Source organism: Bradyrhizobium sp. INPA03-11B, from assembly GCF_040446015.1.
Taxonomy (GTDB): domain Bacteria; phylum Pseudomonadota; class Alphaproteobacteria; order Rhizobiales; family Xanthobacteraceae; genus Bradyrhizobium; species Bradyrhizobium macuxiense_A.
The window spans coordinates 18872-33269 of sequence record NZ_JASGSR010000045.1; the positions used below are offsets into that span (position 1 = coordinate 18872).

A 14398-nucleotide genomic window follows, 5' to 3' on the forward strand; every position below is an offset into this window, starting at 1 on the left:
CATCTGCGCGTTTGTCTGATACATGCGCGCGCCTAGGGTTAAGAGGCAGGCCTTTTGCCGCCCCTTCACCTCGCCAGAATTCCGAACCGATCAATTCAAAAGAGGATGCCGCGTGCAGGTTCTCGTCCGCGATAACAATGTCGACCAAGCCCTGAAGGCGCTGAAGAAGAAGATGCAGCGCGAGGGCATTTTCCGCGAGATGAAGCTCCGCGGTCACTACGAAAAGCCCTCTGAGAAGAAGGCTCGCGAAAAGGCCGAAGCCGTGCGCCGCGCTCGCAAGCTGGCGCGCAAGAAGCTGCAGCGTGAAGGCCTGCTGCCGATGAAGCCCAAGCCGGTGTTCGGCGCTGGTCCCGGTGGCGACCGCGGCGGCCGTCCCGGTGGTGCTGGCGCTGGTCGCGGCCCCCGCTGAACCGTTTTGCCGATCTGGAAGTCTAACAGCGCGGGCCTCGGGCCCGCGTTGTCGTTTTGAAGCAAGCCGCGTTCCGGGGCACCCATGCAAGATTACCGGCAAGAGCATTTTGCATGACGGATGCTCCGGCACCCCGCCCGCTCTTTCCGGCACCACCGCGCCGCGGGCGCGCGGCGCACCTCATCATCGCAGTGGCTCTCGGCCTGCCGCTTGCGGGCTGCTCCTTCGACCTCGGTTCATGGGGCTCGGACGACAAGCCGAAACCGGCCGCCACTGCCGACAAGCCGGCTGCCGACACCATCACGCCACAGGACGTCAACAGCGCCAAGGATCACGCCACGCGCGGCCAGGTGCTGGCGCATTCCGGCAAGGTCGACGAGGCACAGGCGGAGTTCGAGCAAGCGCTGACCTCCGACCCCTACAACATCCAGGCGCTGTACGGCCGTGGCCTGATCTATCAGGGCCGCGGGCAACATCAGCAGGCGATCGACGATTTCACGGCGGCCAGCGGGCTGTCGCCGCAGAAGGCCGAGCCGCTGGTCGGCCGCGCCACCAGCTACCTCGCGCTCGACAAGGCCAAGCAGGCCGCCACCGACCTCGACGAGGCCGTGCAGGCCGATCCCAACAACGTTGCGGCGTGGAGCGCCCGGGGCCAGGCCTATGAACGGCTCGGCGACAAGGCCAAGGCGGCGGCGTCCTACAATCGCGTGCTCGCGCTGCGGCCGAATGACGGCAGCGCGCGCAGCGGGCTGGCGCGCACCGGCGGCTGAGCATGATCCGGAAAAGTGTGAAGCGGTTTTCCGAAAAGATCATGCTCAAACAAAGGGCTAAAGATGAGATTGGATTGAGCTGGCGCGGCGTCGAAAGTTCACCTCTCCCTTGGGAGAGGTCGATTTGCGCAGCAAATCGGGTGAGGGGTGACGGTCCATCGAGAGAGCAAAAGCCCTCACCGGGATTGCACTGGACGATGCTTCGCATCGCCAGGCGCAATCCGCCCCCTCCCCACCCGAAGTCGGATTTATCCGACTTCGGCAAACAGAAAGAGCGCAACTCGGGTGGACCCGAGTCGCGCGGAGAGGTGAACCAGGACCGCGCCAAGCAGATTCAACCGAAGCTCACTCATCCGCTTAGGGCGCGTACTCGTAAATTCGTCGCGTCCGCTCTTGTCCCCGAAGCTGACGTTACGCCGACGTAGCTGCATGTCGGCCTCGGGCCAATTGCGGACTCCCGCGTCGCAAAAGGCACGGCCTTCGCGTCTATCGATCCATGAACCTACGCCGCCGCCCCCATGGAGGGCCTTCAAGCGGCCGGGACTTGGTGTATGTTCGTGCGGTAAATTCTTGCCGTTGTCCGATGGTGCCCAGCCGGGAAGGCAATTGTCCGGAGGCGCGATCATGCGCGATTTAGACCGGCGACAAATCTTGCTTGCGACCGCGGCGGCATCCGCGTCGATCCTGATTTCGGCAGGACGACCGTTGGCGGCTGACCTGCCGAAGGTCGGCCTCGTACATCCAGGACCCAAAGGTCCGATCCCATCAGTCAGCGCGGTCGTCGCCGGTATGGCCGCGCGCGGCTATGAAGATGGAAAGGCCGTGGCCCTCGAATATCGCTACGCCGAGGGCAAGCTCGACCAATTGCCATTCATTGCAAGAGATTTGATTGAGCAGAACGTGAAAGTGATCGTTGCCGTGGCCGGAGAAGCGCTGGTCGCGGCGGCAAAGGTTACGAACACGGTGCCGATCGTGAGTGCGACCGCGGGCGGCGACTTTGTTTCGATGGGCCTTATCAGAAGTTGGGACCGCCCGGACACCAATGTGACCGGCATGAACTTGATCGCCGATGAAGCCGCGGCCGCCCGGGTTGAGATATTACGAAAGGCGGTGCCGGTGGCGAAAACCATGGCGGTTCTCGTCAATCCTTATCCGGGCAACGACGAATTGCTCAAGGCGATGCGAGCTGCGTCCTTGAAGGCAAACATCGAGCTCGTGACGTTCGACATCAGCAAGGCCGACGAGCTGGAGCCCGCAATCCTCGCCGCCAAGCGGGATGGCGCCGATGCCGTCACTAGTTTGCAGGGGCCTTTCTTTTTCTTCCAGCGCAAGCTTCTGGCAGACCTGTCTCTCAAGCATAGGATTCCACTGGCGATGAGCGAGGCGTTGGCCGCCGAAGCGGGCGCATTGTTGCAGGTCAATCCCGATGTTCCGGGCTGCGCCGAGCGCTCGGCTGGCTTCGTCGATCTGATCCTGAAGGGGGTAAATCCGCGCGATCTCAAGATCGAACGGTACAGCCGATACGATATCGTGTTCAATCTCAGGACAGCGAAAGAGCTCGGCATAAGCCTCAGTCCAGATACGATCAAAGGATCGAATGTGATCGAGTAGCGAGCCGCTGACCGTCGATCCGTCAAATGCGATTTCGACGCCGGGAGAATGGATCATGTTGCGGACACTCAGGATTGGCTTGTCCTTGTTCCTTTTCGTCACGCCAAGCCAAGCTGACGACAAAGACAGATTGCTCGGCACATGGAAGCTGGTATCGGCTGTCCATGAGGATGTCGCAACGAAGCAGCGCAAGCAGGTCTATGGCGAACATCCGAACGGCTATATTGCGTTCACGCCCGACGAACGCGCCTTCGTGATCCTCACTGCCGACGGGCGCAAGGTCCCGCAAACCGAGCAGGAACGGGCCGCGGCTCTGATTTCGATGTCAGCCTACACCGGCAAGTACCGGCTCGAGGGCGACAAGTTCATCACCAAAGTTGACGTCGCATCGAACGAAGCTTGGCGGGGTACCGATCAGATTCGATTCTACAGAATTGACGACAATACGCTGTACATCGAGACTGCACCATTCTCGGCACCGACCTTTGGAGGCTCAATGGTGCGCGGCATTCTCGCCTGGGAGCGGGCGAATTAGACGGACACTGGAGTTCACGTTCCAATAGTCGCGGAGGCCCAGGGCAGCGATCCGAACATCGCATGTCGGGTTCGGGTCAAAAGCCGCCCTTGGCGGCTACACCGGGCGACTTCCGCTTTATTGCCGGAAGCCGATGTTTATGGGTACAAGACCTGGCCTATCGACTTGCTCGGCAGGCTTAGGCAGGGCTTACTTCGGCAAAACCTACTTGGGCAGAACGGCGTGGAACATCGACTTCATGCCGGAGAACATGTCGTCGGTCACCGAGGTGTGCTCGTTCTTCGGCGCAGCCATAGCCGCGTCGGCGCGCAGGTCGAGCGGCGCCTGGATCACCGGGACCGGGATGTCGGCCGGCGGCGTCAGGCGGTTCGAATCCTGCGCATTGGCGGCGTAGGGCGGACGCGGCTGCGAGGATTGATCGGCATTGTCGCTGGACGGGTTCGACACCATGATCGGCGGCGGCAACGGCCGGATCGCCGACGAAGCAGTGGGGCGCTGCGCGTCAGGCAGGCGGGCAACATCGGTGCGCTGCGCATCCTGGGAGCGCGCCGCTTCCTGCGGACGCTCCTTGCGCAGCCGCTCGATGGCGGCGCGCGCCAGATCGTTGGCGTCGCGGTTTTCCTCCGGCGTGGCGGCGGCCTCGACCGGTGCGGCCGACGTGGCGGGCGCGGCCGGCTGCGGCGCGGCGGGCGTCACCTTCGCGACCGCCTTCGGCGCCGCCGGGTGATGGCGGGTGTCGGCAGGGATGCTGGCGGTATCGGCCGGAGCGTCAGACTTCTGGTCGGCGGATTTCTCGGCGGGCTTCTCGGTGACGGTGGCCTTCTCCGACGCCGACCGCTCGATCAGCGTGCGCTCGGACATGCCCTTCGCCTTCACGCCGGCTTCCGGGAGGCTGCTGACCACGGTGGCGGGCTTGGCGGCAGCTTTCGGATCGGCTTTGGGATCAACGGCGGCGGTCAAGGCTGCGGCTGCCGGCACGTCCGGCTTGGCCACGATATAGTGATTGACGATGTACGCCCCGATGATGGTCGCTGCCACCGAGGGTAAGATGTCCATCACGAATTTCTTCAGGTAACTCAGCATGACCTGCCACTCCCCACCCCGTTATTTCATGCTGGAACTTTGAGGCACATTCAGGGATCAACTGCGTCGGATCGGTGGCAAACCCCCGTTCCGACGTCACCTTTGGTGTCACTTTGGTTTCAGCCGGAGGCGCCCCCTGCGTAGGCCGCATCCACCTCTTAATTCATCGTGCAGCCGTTAACGGCTTATGAATTTCCACAGCCGAGCCCGCTCGGACCTGCCATTCTGCGCGCGCAGGGTTACCGCCCGCATCAGGGCTTGAGTTCGACCTCGAGGAACACGATTTCGCTGGCGGTCTCGTTGAGCACGTCGTGCTGGACCCCGGCCTTGCGGAAATAGGACTTGCCGGCCCCGAGCTGCGCCTTCGAGCGCTCGCCGTTCGGCGCCACGATGGTCATTTCCCCGGCCGTGATCGGAACGATGACGTAATCCATCTCATGGGTGTGGTGGCCGGTGGCGCTGCCCGGCGCGAGCCGCCATTCGGTCACGCGAACCTCCGCCGTATCCACCTGCACATCCGATTTGGCGCTGAGCATCGTCATTTTCTCCGAGTTTCTTGTTGAGCGGATCATGCACTACGGCACGAAAACCATGAACACGAACACTGCGAACACCACCATGTGAACCAGCCCGAACAGGATGTTGGTGCGGCCGGTTCCGAAGGTGAGCATGCTGACCATGAACGTGAGCAGCAGGATCAGCATATGCTGGTTGCTGAGCCCGAGCACCAGCTGCTTGTCGAGCACATAGGCGGCAAGGGCCACCGCGGGAACCGTGAGCCCGATGGTCGCGATCGAGGAGCCGAGCGCGAGGTTGATGCTCTTCTGCAGGTCGTTCTTGCGCGCCGCCGCCACCGCGGCAACGCTCTCCGGCAGCAGGATCAGGGCCGCCACGACAAGGCCGGCAAACGCCGGCGGCGCACCGATCTTGACGGTGACGACGTCGACCACCAGCGAGAATTTCTTGGCCAGCAGCACCACTGCCAGCAGCGACACCAGCAGCAGGGCAACGCTGATCGCGGTCATGCGGTCCGACATCACCTCGCCATGCGCCGCCGCCTCATTGGCGCCGCTGACGAAGTAATCGCGGTGGCGGATGGTCTGGGTGTAGAGGAACACCGCATAGAGCAGCAGGGTCACGACACTGATCACGGCGAGCTGGGCCGTGGAGTAGATCGGGCCGGGCGCGGTCAGCGTGAAATTCGGCATGTCCAGCGTGATGGTCGCGAGCACGAACAGCACGCTGAGGTAAAGGTTGGCGCCGGTGATCTGGAAATCCTGCTCGCGGTAGCGGATGCCGCCGATGAAGATGCAGAGCCCGACCAGGCCGTTGCAGACGATCATCACCACCGCGAACACGGTGTCGCGCGCCAGCGTCGGCGCCGGCGTGTCGCCCAGCATGATGGTCGAGATCAGTGCCACCTCGATGATGGTCACGGCCAGCGTCAGGAGCAGCGTGCCAAAGGGCTCGCCGATCCGCTCGGCGATCATCTCGGCGTGATGGACGGCCGCGAACACGGTGCCGAACAGGATCACCAGCAGCACGGCCGCGAACACCCAGCCGGGGACCGACGGCGCAAAGCTGTAACCGGTGGCCGTGACTGCGGCAAACAACAGCACCGCCAGAGCAGGGTATAGCCAGGCCGATCGTGGCATCGGTCCGTGTGCGCTCATCGTGGGGTCCCCTCACTTCCGGTGGCGCGATTATGCGACAGACAATCGCCCCCGTCAGCCTCTTGCGGCGTCGATAAACGGCCGCGCCGTCCGCATCGCACCGAAATCGTCGAGATTGTCGTGCCCGCCGCCGGGCAGACGCACGAACTGCTTGGGCTCATGGGCGAGGCCAAACAGGCGCTCGCCGAAGGCGATCGGGATCACCGGATCGTCGGTGCCATGGATGATCAGGAGCGGCGCCGTCACGCCTGCGATTCGCCGGTCGGAGTGGAATTGATCCCGCATCAGCAGGCTGATCGGCACATACCAGAAGTGCGCGCCGGCGACATCGGCCGTCGAGGTATAGGGCGCTTCCAAGATCAGCTTGCCGATCGGATGGTCGGCGGCGAGCGCGACTGCAACGCCGGTGCCGAGCGAGAATCCCCAGGCCACGATCTGATCGGCGCGGTACCGCGCCGTGGTGAACGCGTAAGCTGCTGCGGCGTCCTGCAGCAGCCCCTGCTCGCTCGGAGCTCCGCTCGAGCCGGCGTAGCCGCGGTAGGACAGCGCCACCAGCCCAGTGCCGTCGGCGATGATGCCCTTGAAGCGCGCTACGCGGCCAGCAAGGAAATCGCCATTGCCGGGAAAGAACAGCACGACGGGTCGGCCCGGCTTGGCCGGCACATGCCAGACGATGATCCTCTCGCCGTCGGCGGTGGTCAGGACATGCTCTTCCGCTTCGGGAAGACCGGCGGCTGCCGGCGCGGTGCGCCCGACCGGCGGGATCGGAAACAGCAATTCGCGCTGCTTGACGTACAGCACCGCAAGGCCACCGAGATAGACGACCGCGGCGACGATCAGCAGCCATTTCAGGATCGTCAGAACCACGCGCAAATCTCGCCTGCAGCTCTAGGTCTAGTGGGTTGGGCAATGTGAGACCCCATTGCTACTTTGCATGGGGTTGTTTTGCAGTTTTTAGTCGCGGCCTTGGTCTTTGGCGGCCGCCGAGACAGGCCTACGCCTGGAATTGAGCAGCTTTTCGACCTCGAGCTTGATGCTGTCGGGAACGGGCCGGCAAGCGCAAACATTCGCATGCGTCACGTGCCACCTGATGCGCTGCTCACGCGTGGCGAGGAGCGGCATGCGATGTTCTCGATGCCACTCCCGGTTCAGCGCCATTCGCCGCCCGCCTTACATCGCCTTGACGATGTTCTCGGTCACCTTCTTGGCGTCGCCGAGCAACATCATGGTGTTGTCGCGGTAGAACAGCGGATTGTCGATGCCGGCATAGCCCGATGCCAGCGAGCGCTTGATGAACATCACGGTGCCGGCCTTCCAGACCTGCAGCACCGGCATGCCGTAGATCGGCGAGGTCTTGTCCTCTTCCGCCGCCGGGTTGGTGACGTCGTTGGCGCCGATCACGAAGGCGATGTCGGCCTGGGCGAACTCGGAGTTGATGTCCTCGAGCTCGAACACCTCGTCATAGGGCACGTTGGCTTCGGCGAGCAGCACGTTCATGTGGCCGGGCATGCGCCCCGCCACCGGGTGAATGGCGTATTTCACCTCGACGCCTTCCTTCTTCAGCAGGTCGGCCATCTCGCGCAGTGCGTGCTGGGCCTGCGCCACCGCCATGCCGTAGCCGGGCACGATGATGACCTTGGAGGCGTTCTTCATGATGAAGGCGGCATCATCAGCCGAGCCGAGCTTGGCCGGCTTCTGCTCGCCACTGCCGCCGCCGGCCGCCGCGGTCTCGCCGCCGAAGCCGCCGAGGATCACCGAGATGAACGAGCGGTTCATCGCGTGGCACATGATGTAGGACAGGATCGCGCCCGAGGAGCCGACCAGCGCGCCGGTGATGATCAGCGCCGAGTTGCCGAGCGTGAAGCCGATGCCGGCCGCGGCCCAGCCGGAGTACGAGTTCAGCATCGAGATCACGACCGGCATGTCAGCGCCGCCGATCGGGATGATCATCAGCACGCCGAGCGCCAGCGCCAGGATCGTGATCATCCAGAAGTCGAACGCGCTGCCGGAGAGCACGAGGCCGACGATGAAGAACATCAGCGCCAGCGCCAGCACGATGTTGATGACGTGGCGGAACGGCAGGATGATCGGCGCGCCGCTCATCCGTGCCGACAGCTTCAGGAACGCGATCACCGAGCCGGTGAAGGTCAGCGCGCCGATCGCGACGCCGAGCGACATCTCGACCAGGCTCTGCGGATGGATGTTGCCGGGCGTGCCGATGTCGAACGCCTCGGGCGCGTAGAACGCGCCGGCGGCGACCAGCACTGCGGCCATGCCGACCAGCGAGTGGAACGCGGCGACCAGCTCGGGCATCGAGGTCATCGGCACCCGGCGCGCGATCACGGCGCCGATGCCGCCACCGATCGCGACCGCGAGAATCACCAAGAGCCAGGCCACGCCGCCGGCCGGCGGATGGCTCGCCAGCGTGGTGCCGACGGCGATCGCCATGCCGATCATGCCGAACATGTTGCCCTGGCGCGACGACGCCGGGCTCGACAGGCCGCGCAGCGACAGGATGAACAGCACCCCCGCCACGAGATACAACAGTGCAGAGAGATTGGCGCTCATCTCAGGTCCCCCCAAATTCTTAACTCACCCCGAGGTGGTTGCCGTTACTTGGCTTTCTTCTTGTACATCGCCAGCATGCGCTGGGTGACCAGGAAGCCGCCGAAGATGTTCACGCAGGCGAAGATCAGCGCGACGAAGCCGAAGCCGCGGGCCCAGCCCGAGCCGCTCGACACCATGCCGACGCCGACCGCGAGCAGCGCGCCGACCACGATCACCGACGAGATCGCGTTGGTCACGCTCATCAGCGGCGTGTGCAGCGCGGGGGTCACCGACCACACCACGAAATAGCCGACGAACACGGCGAGGACGAAAATCGACAGCCGGAACACGAACGGATCGACGGCCTGCGCGAGATGCTCCATGGCTTCTCTCCTTACTTCGGCTGGAAGTTGGGATGGATGACGGCGCCGTCCTTGGTCAGCGCGGTGGCCTTCACCAGCTCGTCGTCCCAATTGACCGCGAGCGCCTTGTTGGCCTTGTCGACCATCGTCTCGATGAACGAGAACAGATTGCGTGCGTAGAGCCCCGAGGCCGAAGCCGCGACGCGGCCGGCGACATTGGTGTAGCCGACGATCTTGATGCCATCGGTCTCGACGACCTCGCCGGGCTTGGCGCCCTCGACATTGCCGCCGCGCTCGACCGCGAGATCGACCAGCACGGAGCCGGGCTTCATCGATTTCACCATCTCGCCGGTGACGAGCTTCGGCGCCGGACGGCCCGGGATCAGCGCGGTCGTGATCACGATGTCCTGCTTCTTGATGTGCTCGGCGGTGAGTGCGGCCTGCTTGGCCTGGTACTCCTTGGACATCTCCTTGGCGTAGCCGCCCGCGGTCTGCGCGTTCTTGAACTCCTCGTCCTCGACGGCGAGGAACTTTGCACCGAGCGATTCCACCTGCTCCTTGGTGGCGGGCCGCACGTCGGTCGCGGTGACGACGGCACCCAGCCGCCGCGCGGTCGCGATCGCCTGCAGGCCGGCGACGCCGACGCCCATCACGAACACCTTGGCAGCCGGCACGGTGCCGGCGGCGGTCATCATCATCGGGAAGGCGCGGCCGAAGGCCTCGGCGCCTTCGATCACCGCGCGGTAGCCGGCCAAATTGGCCTGCGAGGACAAGACATCCATCACCTGCGCGCGGGTGATGCGCGGCATCAATTCCATCGCGAAGGCGGACACGCCGGCATCGGCCATCGTCTTCAGCGCGGCCTCGTTGCCGTAGGGATCCATGATCGCGATGACCAGCGCACCGCGCTTGTATTTGGAGAGTTCGGAGGCCTCGGGCCGCTTCACCTTGATGATGATGTCGGCGTCCTTGAGCGCATCGGCGCTGACGGTGGCGCCCGCCGCGGTGAGCTCCGAATCAGGCAGGCCCGACTTGATGCCCGCGCCAGGCTCGACCGCGACCTCGGCGCCGAGCGCCTTGAACTTCTTGATGGTGTCCGGCGAAACCGCAACCCGCGGCTCGGACGGATCGATTTCCTTGGCAACGGCGATCTTCATGGGCCCTCCGGCGGCGCGAGCGGCGCACGCGTCTTCAAACTAGCGTTATTTTCGCCAGATTGGATACCCCGGTTTTTACAGCCGGGTTCAACAGGAATTCCGGCACCGCCGCGGGACGGCGGCGCCGCTAGCCGATCAAGGATCAGACCAGGAAATAGGCCATCAGGGCGAGGAGGATGGCGACGCTGATCGTGCCCCATTTGACCAGCATGAGAAACCCTTCATAGGTCTGCTCATGCGCCACGTAGTCGTTGCCGTCGGCGGTCGTATAGGCCACTTCGCTATGGTCTGCCATCGCTGTCCCCAGTCAGAAATTCGCGTTCTGCGAGCCATTACCGCAAACGGATTGGCAGGGCAACGGCGCGGTCCCTATCGGGTGATTTGGAGCGCAAATCGTCCCCGATTCACCCCTCGGGCGACGGCCCCGCGGCCGCCCTCGGGCAGGATTGATCTCCCAAACGCAGGCGTCGTGGGATGGTCATGCCGTGAGGCGCAAAAAAGCGCCGAAACGAATCTGACCCGGGCCGGCCGGAAGGCCGATGGGCCTCAGCCCATCGCCTCCAGCTCGTCGATCATGCCGGCGATCACGGACAGGCCGCCGTCCCAGAATTTCGGGTCCTTGGCGTCGAGCCCGAACGGCCGCAGCAGTTCGGAGTAATGCTTGGTGCCGCCGGCGGCGAGCATGTCGAGATAGCGCTCGGCGAAACCCTCGGAGGCGTGCTCGTAGACCGCATAGAGCGAGTTCACCAGGCAATCGCCGAACGCATAGGCGTAGACATAGAACGGCGAATGGATGAAATGCGGGATGTACATCCAGAACGTCTCGTAGCCCGGCTTGACCTCGATCGCCGGCCCGAGGCTCTCGCCCTGCACGCTGAGCCAGAGCTGGCCGATCCGCTCCGCGGTGAGCTCGCCATTCTTGCGCTCGGTGTGAACCGCGCGCTCGAATGAATAGAACGCGATCTGCCGCACCACGGTGTTGATCATGTCCTCGACCTTGCCCGCGAGCAGCGCCTGGCGCTGTTTTGCGTTCCTGGTCTGCGACAACAGACGCTTGAAGGTCAGCATCTCGCCGAACACGCTCGCGGTTTCCGCCAGCGTCAGCGGCGTCGGCGCCATCAGCGCGCCGTTCTTCGCCGCCAGCACCTGGTGCACGCCATGGCCGAGCTCATGCGCCAGCGTCATCACGTCGCGCGGCTTGCCCTGATAATTCATCAGCACGTAAGGGTGCGCCGACGGCGTGGTCGGATGCGAGAACGCGCCGGGCGCCTTGCCGGGACGGACCGGCGCATCGATCCAGCGATCATCGAAGAAGCGCTCGGCGATCTCGGCCATTCTCGGCGAGAAACCGTTATAGGCCGACAGCACCATGTTGCGCGCCTCGGGCCAGGCGATCGTGCCGGTCGCCGCGAACGGCAGCGGCGCGTTGCGATCCCAGTGCGGCAGCTTCTTCTTTTTGAACCAGCCGGCCTTCAACGCGTAATAGCGATGCGACAGCTTCGGATAGGCCGCGCGCACCGAGGCGACCAGCGCATCGACCACCTCGCGCTCGACGCGGTTGTTGAGATGGCGGGAATCCGCGACGTCCTGGAAGCCGCGCCAGCGGTCGGAGATCTCCTTGTCCTTGGCGAGCGTGTTGGTGATCAGCGCGAAGCTGCGCTCATTGTCCTTGAAGGTCTTGGCCAATGCCTGCGCCGCGGCCTTGCGCTTGTCGCCGGCCTTGTCCTGCAACAGGTTCAGCGTCGGCTCGATCGCAAGCTCCTTGCCCGCGACCTTGAAACGCAGGCCGGAGATGGTCTGGTCGAACAGCCGGTTCCAGGCCGCGTAGCCGCTTTGCGCCTTTTCGTGGAAGAGCTGCTCGACGCGATCCTCGAGCTGGTACGGCTTGTCCTTGCGCAGATCCTCGATCCACGGCCGGTAGTGGCCGAGCGCGGGTTCGGCCATCGCGCGCTCGATCACATCATCGTCAACGCGATTGAGCTCGAGCGAGAAGAACAAGAGATGCACCGACGCGGCCGTCAGCCGCTCGGAGACGTCGCCGTAGAATTTCGAGATCGCCGGGTCGACGCTGTCGCCGGCATGGACCAGGCCGGCATAAGAGCCGAGACGGCCGGCCAGGTCGTCGATCGCCTCGTAGCGGCGGACCGCCTCGGCCAGCCACTTTCCGCCGCCTTCCCTGGCGGTATTTTCGGCAAGCTTGCCCTTGTAGTCGGTCTCAAACGCGACGCAATCTGCATCCATTTTCTGCAGATCGCGTGCGACCTCCGGGGCATCGATGCCGGCGTAGAGATCAGCCAGATTCCATTCCGGAAGCTTGCCGGTCTTGCTTGCTGCCGTTTTTGCCGCCGGGCCGCCTGCGGTGGATTTGCGTTGGGCACCCGTCTTGCGCAACGCGGCTTGCTTGCGGAGGGCGGCCTTGCTGACGGCAGTCTTGTTGGACGCAGTTTTGGAGCGCGAGGTCATCTTGTTCGTAACCTTAGTTCAGTCGGAAAGATGTCGGCGGCGGCGGAATAAGGGCGGGTTGGCAACGTTTAAGAGTGCGTTAATCGGCATCGGCGACATTGCCCCGATTCGAGACAAATAATCGTAGCGTGCGGGGAAAACCATGGCTGCCACCATTTTGATCGCCGATGACGACGCAGTACAGCGTCGTTTGGTTGAAAACATGGTGCAGAAGTGCGGCTATGAGCCCCTCGTCGTGGACAGTGGCGACGCGGCGATCGCGGCCCTGACCGCATCCGAGACGCAGGCGATCGATGCCGTCGTGCTCGACCTCGTGATGCCGGGCCTCGACGGTCTCGGAGTCCTCGCAAAGATTCGTGAAGCTGGTTTGAACGTCCCGGTCATCGTGCAGACCGCGCATGGCGGCATCGACAATGTGGTGTCGGCGATGCGCGCCGGTGCCCAGGATTTCGTCGTCAAGCCGGTCGGCTTCGAGCGGCTGCAGGTCTCCCTGCGCAACGCCCTCAACGCCTCGGCGCTGAAGGGCGAATTGCAGCGCATCCGCCACAGCCGCGAGGGCCGGCTGACCTTCTCCGACATCATCACCCGCAGCGAGGCGATGGCCGGAGTGCTGCGCACCGCGCAGAAAGCGGCATCCTCGACCATTCCCGTGCTGATCGAGGGCGAGTCCGGCGTCGGCAAGGAACTGTTCGCGCGCGCCATCCACGGCAGCAGCGAGCGCAAGGCCAAGCCGTTCGTTGCGGTGAACTGCGGCGCGATCCCGGACAATCTCGTCGAATCGATCCTGTTCGGCCATGAGAAGGGCGCCTTCACCGGCGCCACCGAGCGCCACCAGGGCAAGTTCGTCGAAGCCCATGGCGGCACGCTGTTCCTCGACGAGGTCGGCGAATTGCCGCTGGCGACGCAGGTGAAACTGTTGCGCGCGCTGCAGGAAGGCACCGTCGAAGCGGTCGGCGGACGCAAGCCGGTCAAAGTCGATGTCCGCATCATCTCGGCGACCAACCGCAAGCTGCTCGATCTCGTGAAGGCCGGCCAGTTCCGCGAGGACCTGTTCTATCGGCTGCACGTGCTACCGCTGACAATTCCGGCGCTGCGGCAGCGGCGCGAGGACATCCCGCATCTGCTGCGGCATTTCCTGGCGCGGTTCTGCGCTGAGGAGAACCGCAACATCACCGGCATCAGCGGCGATGCGATGGCGCATCTGGCGCAGCTCGATTGGCCGGGCAACATCCGTCAGCTCGAGAACACGGTGTATCGCGCCGTGGTCATGAGCGACGGCGATCAGCTCGGGCTCGCCGACTTCCCGCAAGGCTCGGCGCATCAGGTGCCGGAAGGAAAGTCCCTGCAGGGCGAGCCGCTGGTGGTGTCGCCGTCCACGGCGCCTGCCATGATCTCCGGTAATGAAATACCGGTCGCGGCTGCCCTCCCGACCGCGGGCGGCCTCTCGATGCTCAATGCCGCCGGCGAGGTGCGCCCGCTGGAAGATCTCGAGAACGAGATCATCCGATTTGCGATTTCGCATTATCGCGGACAGATGTCGGAGGTCGCGCGCCGTCTCAAGATCGGCCGCTCGACCCTCTACCGCAAGCTCGACGAGGCCGCGGCCGACACCCGCGCCAGCGACGCCGGTTAAGCCCCGAGGCCGCCGAGGCCATTACCTGGGAACCTTTTGAACCGTGTCGTGGCGGTGACAGACAAAGGCTGTGCCGCGTGGCAAAAACGCACAGCCCGAGCGAAATCAGTTGCTTCGAGGTCAGTTTGTCGTGAGTTGCCCCGCATGGCGCTGGC

General features: G+C 64.2%; 14 protein-coding genes. 5 read left to right on the forward strand and 9 right to left on the reverse strand.

The window, feature by feature from the left end; translation table 11 throughout:
- Positions 1–112 precede the first annotated feature (112 nt).
- From rpsU to QMZ05_RS20165, 4 genes are all read left to right on the forward strand, one after another.
- Entirely contained in the window at positions 113–409 is a 297-nt protein-coding gene (gene rpsU, locus QMZ05_RS20150; protein ID WP_021078544.1) for a 30S ribosomal protein S21, read from the forward strand.
- A gap of 113 nt (positions 410–522) precedes the next feature.
- The gene (locus tag QMZ05_RS20155) at positions 523–1179 is read left to right on the forward strand and encodes a tetratricopeptide repeat protein (RefSeq protein ID WP_353702327.1); all 657 of its coding nucleotides are present in this window, start codon (positions 523–525) and stop codon (positions 1177–1179) included.
- 624 nt (positions 1180–1803) lie between these two features.
- The gene (locus QMZ05_RS20160) at positions 1804–2790 is read left to right on the forward strand and encodes an ABC transporter substrate-binding protein (RefSeq protein WP_353702328.1); all 987 of its coding nucleotides are present in this window, start codon (positions 1804–1806) and stop codon (positions 2788–2790) included.
- 55 nt (positions 2791–2845) lie between these two features.
- A complete protein-coding gene (locus QMZ05_RS20165; protein WP_353702329.1) occupies positions 2846–3325 on the forward strand; it encodes a lipocalin-like domain-containing protein in 480 nt (159 codons plus the stop codon).
- Positions 3326–3529: 204 nt separating this feature from the next.
- Here the strand turns inward: QMZ05_RS20165 and QMZ05_RS20170 are convergent, their stop codons facing one another.
- From QMZ05_RS20170 to QMZ05_RS20210, 9 genes are all read right to left on the reverse strand, one after another.
- Entirely contained in the window at positions 3530–4408 is an 879-nt protein-coding gene (locus tag QMZ05_RS20170; RefSeq protein WP_353702330.1) for a hypothetical protein, read from the reverse strand.
- 251 nt (positions 4409–4659) lie between these two features.
- A complete protein-coding gene (locus QMZ05_RS20175) occupies positions 4660–4944 on the reverse strand; it encodes a cupin domain-containing protein (protein ID WP_028340624.1) in 285 nt (94 codons plus the stop codon).
- A 39-nt stretch (positions 4945–4983) separates the two neighbouring features.
- Positions 4984–6081 (reverse strand): ionic transporter y4hA, encoded by a 1098-nt coding sequence (locus QMZ05_RS20180; protein WP_353702331.1) that lies wholly within the window; start codon positions 6079–6081, stop codon positions 4984–4986.
- A gap of 54 nt (positions 6082–6135) precedes the next feature.
- On the reverse strand, positions 6136–6942 hold the full coding sequence (locus tag QMZ05_RS20185; protein ID WP_353702353.1) for an alpha/beta hydrolase: 807 nt from the start codon (positions 6940–6942) through the stop codon (positions 6136–6138).
- Between the two features lie 309 nt (positions 6943–7251).
- Positions 7252–8649 carry an NAD(P)(+) transhydrogenase (Re/Si-specific) subunit beta gene (locus QMZ05_RS20190; protein ID WP_353702332.1) on the reverse strand — a complete coding sequence of 466 codons (1398 nt, stop codon included), beginning with the start codon at positions 8647–8649 and terminating at the stop codon, positions 7252–7254.
- A gap of 44 nt (positions 8650–8693) precedes the next feature.
- Positions 8694–9011: a proton-translocating transhydrogenase family protein gene (locus QMZ05_RS20195; protein ID WP_016841609.1), complete on the reverse strand. Its 318-nt coding sequence runs from the start codon at positions 9009–9011 to the stop codon at positions 8694–8696.
- A gap of 11 nt (positions 9012–9022) precedes the next feature.
- Positions 9023–10147: a Re/Si-specific NAD(P)(+) transhydrogenase subunit alpha gene (locus tag QMZ05_RS20200; protein ID WP_353702333.1), complete on the reverse strand. Its 1125-nt coding sequence runs from the start codon at positions 10145–10147 to the stop codon at positions 9023–9025.
- A 142-nt stretch (positions 10148–10289) separates the two neighbouring features.
- Entirely contained in the window at positions 10290–10442 is a 153-nt protein-coding gene (locus QMZ05_RS20205; RefSeq protein ID WP_021078552.1) for an aa3-type cytochrome c oxidase subunit IV, read from the reverse strand.
- A 251-nt stretch (positions 10443–10693) separates the two neighbouring features.
- The gene (locus tag QMZ05_RS20210) at positions 10694–12610 is read right to left on the reverse strand and encodes a M3 family oligoendopeptidase (protein ID WP_353702334.1); all 1917 of its coding nucleotides are present in this window, start codon (positions 12608–12610) and stop codon (positions 10694–10696) included.
- 142 nt (positions 12611–12752) lie between these two features.
- Between QMZ05_RS20210 and QMZ05_RS20215 the strand changes: the two genes are divergently transcribed.
- Positions 12753–14243, forward strand: a complete 1491-nt coding sequence (locus QMZ05_RS20215; protein ID WP_353702335.1) for a sigma-54 dependent transcriptional regulator — start codon at positions 12753–12755, stop codon at positions 14241–14243.
- Positions 14244–14398 lie beyond the last annotated feature (155 nt).

Bases quoted from the DNA above. Each gene is read 5' to 3' on its own strand.
- QMZ05_RS20180 (WP_353702331.1), bottom strand. From the start codon at position 6,081: ATGAGCGCACACGGACCGATGCCACGATCGGCCTGGCTATACCCTGCT.
- QMZ05_RS20215 (WP_353702335.1), top strand. From the start codon at position 12,753: ATGGCTGCCACCATTTTGATCGCCGATGACGACGCAGTACAGCGTCGT.
- QMZ05_RS20155 (WP_353702327.1), top strand. From the start codon at position 523: ATGACGGATGCTCCGGCACCCCGCCCGCTCTTTCCGGCACCACCGCGC.
- QMZ05_RS20195 (WP_016841609.1), bottom strand. From the start codon at position 9,011: ATGGAGCATCTCGCGCAGGCCGTCGATCCGTTCGTGTTCCGGCTGTCG.
- QMZ05_RS20170 (WP_353702330.1), bottom strand. From the start codon at position 4,408: ATGCTGAGTTACCTGAAGAAATTCGTGATGGACATCTTACCCTCGGTG.
- QMZ05_RS20175 (WP_028340624.1), bottom strand. From the start codon at position 4,944: ATGCTCAGCGCCAAATCGGATGTGCAGGTGGATACGGCGGAGGTTCGC.
- QMZ05_RS20190 (WP_353702332.1), bottom strand. From the start codon at position 8,649: ATGAGCGCCAATCTCTCTGCACTGTTGTATCTCGTGGCGGGGGTGCTG.
- QMZ05_RS20205 (WP_021078552.1), bottom strand. From the start codon at position 10,442: ATGGCAGACCATAGCGAAGTGGCCTATACGACCGCCGACGGCAACGAC.
- QMZ05_RS20160 (WP_353702328.1), top strand. From the start codon at position 1,804: ATGCGCGATTTAGACCGGCGACAAATCTTGCTTGCGACCGCGGCGGCA.
- QMZ05_RS20165 (WP_353702329.1), top strand. From the start codon at position 2,846: ATGTTGCGGACACTCAGGATTGGCTTGTCCTTGTTCCTTTTCGTCACG.
- QMZ05_RS20200 (WP_353702333.1), bottom strand. From the start codon at position 10,147: ATGAAGATCGCCGTTGCCAAGGAAATCGATCCGTCCGAGCCGCGGGTT.
- QMZ05_RS20210 (WP_353702334.1), bottom strand. From the start codon at position 12,610: ATGACCTCGCGCTCCAAAACTGCGTCCAACAAGACTGCCGTCAGCAAG.